The organism is Methylobacterium sp. WL18 (genome assembly GCF_008040015.1).
Taxonomy (GTDB): Bacteria; Pseudomonadota; Alphaproteobacteria; order Rhizobiales; family Beijerinckiaceae; genus Methylobacterium; species Methylobacterium mesophilicum.
In genome coordinates this window covers 1-3,776 of sequence record NZ_VRVD01000465.1, presented here as the reverse complement: position 1 = coordinate 3,776, position 3,776 = coordinate 1, and the positions used below count along the sequence as shown (strand labels likewise).

Below are 3,776 nucleotides of genomic sequence, written 5' to 3'. Positions count from 1 at the left end.
GGCTGCCGTTGCGGCCGAGCGGGAAGCCGGCGCGGCCGCCCTCGCAGAGGCCCGGCAACGCTGGGTGGACGCGGAATCGGCCGTCCTGGCGAGCCGCTTCGCCGAGCAGATCCGGACGCTGGAGGCCGACCTGGCGCGGAGCCTGACGCGGGTCCTGCAGCCCTTCCTGGCCGAGGGCCTGCGGCGCGAAGCGATCCGCGACCTGCACGCGACCGTTGCGTCCGTGCTGGCGGACGACCGCTCGGGAACGCTCGCGGTGACTGGCCCCGCGGATCTCGTGGACGCGCTCGCAAAGCGCCTGGACCTGCCGCCCGGCCGGCTCGTCGCCGCCTGCGACGGCAGCCCCGACCTGCGCGTGCGGATGAACGGCACGGTGGTCGAGACGCAGCTTCAGGCGTGGGGCGCGCGCGTCGCCGCCCTGGTCGAGGATCGCTGAGCATGGCCGACGAGCAGACCGAGATCATCATCGTCCGCCGGGGCGGAGACGAGGACGGGGAGCATCACGGCGGCGTCTGGAAGATCGCGCTCGCCGACTTCATGACCGCCATGATGGCGCTGTTCCTCGTCCTGTGGCTGACCAAGGCCACGAACGAGGAGACGAAGACCAGCATCGCCAACTACTTCAACCCGATCAGCCTGTCCGAGGCCCTGCCGTCCAAGAAAGGGTTGAGCGATCCCCAGCCCAACGCGTCCGATCCGCGGCCGGGCGACAAGGCGAACCTGCCGGAATCCGGCGCGAATCAGCCTGAGAAGTCCGGCGCCCTGCCGCCGGGCTCGGTGGCGCGGGAACGGGAGCTGTTCCAGGACCCCTACGCGGTGCTGGCGAACCTGGCCACCGAACCCGACCCGGACAAGCCTCAGAGCGCGACGATCGGCGATGTCGGCGAAGCGGGACGGCGGGGCGGCGACATCGCGCGCGACCCGTTCGATCCGCTGTACTGGCAGGTGGTCACGGTCGCGCCCGCGAAGACGGACCGGTCCGCGTCCACCGGGATTACCCCCCCGGCGGCCCGGGCCCAGGCCGACGCCCGCAGCGCCGGACGCACCTCCGCGACCGTTCCGGAGAGCGCCGAGGGCAAGGAGAACCCCAAGGACGCGAAGGTCGCCAAGGACTCGAAGGACCTCAAAGACTCGAAGGACGCCAAGGACTCGAAGGATGCCAAGACGCCCGTGAACGGGCCGGACGGGGCCCAGGTCCCACAAGGTCAGCCGCCCGTCGCGGCGCAGGCAGCGGCCGCCGCCGCACCGCAGACCGCCGCCCAGGCCGATCAGGCTGCGCTGAAAGCGGAGATCGCCAGGATCTTCCCGCCATCCGCCTCGGGGGCAGCCGGGCCGCATGTCGAGGTTCAGGGGACACCGGAGGGCCTCCTGATCAACGTGACGGACGATCTGAAATTCAGCATGTTCGGCGTGGGCTCGGCCGAGCCTCGGCCCGAGATGGTCAGGGCCATGGAGCGCCTCGCGAAGGTGCTGGCCGGACGGCCGGGCAAGATCGTCGTCCGCGGCCATACCGACAGCCGCCCGTTCCGCTCGGAGGTCTACGACAATTGGCGGCTGTCGACCGCCCGCGCCCATATCGCGTCGTACATGCTGACGCGGGCGGGGATCGACGAGGCACGGATCACCCGGATCGAGGGCGCCGCCGACCGGATGCCGCGGAACATTGCGGACCCGAAGGCGCCGGAGAACCGCCGGATCGAGATCCTCCTGCAGGGCGCGTCGGGATGAGGCGGATCGCGCGAAGCGCCCTCGGCGCCCTTCTCACCCTGTGCCCGTATCCGGTCTGCGCAGATCCGGAGCCGCCGGCGACCGAGACGGCGCAACCTCCGGCGTCCGATGTGTCCCGGCCGGCACCGGCCGCAGACCCGCAGGCCCGGAAGGCCGGCCCGGTCGAGTGGGTGCGCACGCTGCAATTGCTGCAGGATCGGATCGCCGTCGGGTCCCTGGCGGCGCACGAGAGCCAGCCGGTGCTCATGGCCCGGATCGAGGGCGACCTCCTCATGGCCCCGCCGGAGGTCTGGGCCGATCGGCATAACGTGCAGGCGGCCATCGTCTTCGCCCTGAGCGGCGGCGGCCCGGCGATCCTGCGGCGCCTGACCAAGAAGGACAGCCCAGACACGCCCGAGACGAATCTCGCGCGCGGTGCGCTGGCCTATATCGACGGCCAGGAGGCCGAGGCGAGCCGCCTGCTCAAGGACATCGACACGGCGACCCTGCCGCCGACGCTCGCCGGGGCGATCGCCCTCACGCAGGCCGCCCTCACGGTGAACGAGAACCCGGTCCGCGCGATCGACCTCCTCGATCGCGTCCGCCTGCTGTTGCCGGGGACCCTCGTCGAGGAAGGCGCGCTGCGCCGCGAGATCTTCGCGCTCGGGCAGGGCGGCGACCTGAAGAAGTTCGAAGTGCTGGCCATCCAGTACCTGCGCCGCTTCCAGCACTCGATCTACGCGGGCAACTTCCGGCAACGCTTCGCCTTTCAGCTGACGCAGCTGAATTTCGGCCAGGACGAGGCCCGCTTCGCGGCCTTCACCCGGATCATGAACGAACTCGCGCCCGAGAGCCGGCGGGACCTCTACCTGCTGATCGCCCGGACGGCGGTCCAGGAGGGCAAGACCGGCACGGCCCTCATGGCGTCCGACAAGGCGCTGCTGTTCTGCGCCCCGGACAGCCTGGAGGCGACGCAGGCCCAGCTCTACCGCGCCGCCGCCGAGATCGTGACCCTGGCGACGTTCCAGACGGCCCTGCAGAAGCTCAAAGCGGTGGACCGGGCGAGGCTGCCGGCGCGCGACGTCCAACTCCTCGACGCCGCCCTGTCGATGGCCGACCAGATCGGACGGGGGCTGGCCCGGTCCGCCACCCCGCCGGATGCCGAATCGTCGAAGCGTGCGCAGGTCCAGGCGGCAGCCGACGAACCCGGCAGCCTGATCCCCAAAGCCGAGGCCATGATTGGCCGGATCGATCAACTCCTTCGGAAGTCAAACCCGTGAATCCGATCTCCGCCGCGGTTCCGAATCCCACCCCGAAGCCGGATCGCGAGATCGTGCCGGCCAATGCGAACGGCGATGCGCCGCAGCAGGGGACGGGACGCGAGAGCGCCTTCGGGACTGTCCTGCGCGAGCTCTCGGGGACCGGTCCGGCGTCCCCGGCCAAGGACGACGCCGCGAAGGCCAAGCCCGACGACGCCGAGGGCGATGCTGTTCCGGAGGCAACCGTCGCGGCCCCGGCCGCACCCGGAATGCCGGCAGGCTCTGCCGCAGCCCTGGTGGCAGAGCTCCTGCGCGTTGCGGCACCGCCCGCTCTCACCGCGGCTTCTTCCGAATCCGCGACGGCCACCCGGGATCGGCCTGCTGCGGCACCGACCGTTCCCGGAACCGGAAGCCTGTCGGCGTCCGCACTCGGTTCCACGGGAGCGCCGGTTCGCGAACCGTCATCGGGATCCGCATCGGCCCTGGCCGGGAGCGTGGATGCGGACCCACCCCACACGAACGAGGCCACGCGCGCGGACGGACCCACAAGTACGGATGAGGCCACGCATGCGGACGAGCCCGCGCGCAGGAACGAACCTGCGCCCACGGACGGCCCCACGCGCGCAGACGGCCTCACGCGGGCGGACAGACCCACGCACGCGGAAGGACCCACGCGCGTGGAAGGACCCACGCGCGCAGACGGGCCCACGCACGCGGACGTCGCGAAGGTCCTTCGCGCCGCTGCGGGCAACGTCGCGGTGCTGGGCCGCGCGGTTCATTTCCAGCCCGTCGTCGCGGGCGCCGGCGCGC

Annotated in this window: 2 protein-coding genes and 2 pseudogenes; all 4 read left to right on the top strand. The window is 71.7% G+C overall.

The genetic code is table 11. The features are described from left to right. Positions 1 to 436: pseudogene (locus FV228_RS33350) on the top strand (hypothetical protein); the annotation flags it as partial. A 2-nt stretch (positions 437 to 438) separates the two neighbouring features. Then, positions 439 to 1,728: a MotB family protein gene (locus FV228_RS22990; RefSeq protein WP_147856714.1), complete on the top strand. Its 1,290-nt coding sequence runs from the start codon at positions 439 to 441 to the stop codon at positions 1,726 to 1,728. After that, positions 1,725 to 2,987 (top strand): chemotaxis protein, encoded by a 1,263-nt coding sequence (locus tag FV228_RS22985; protein ID WP_147856713.1) that lies wholly within the window; start codon positions 1,725 to 1,727, stop codon positions 2,985 to 2,987. Before FV228_RS22990 ends, FV228_RS22985 begins: the two co-directional genes overlap by 4 nt. Next, positions 2,984 to 3,776: pseudogene (locus FV228_RS33790) on the top strand (hypothetical protein); the annotation flags it as partial. The gene FV228_RS22985 and the pseudogene FV228_RS33790, both read left to right, overlap by 4 nt.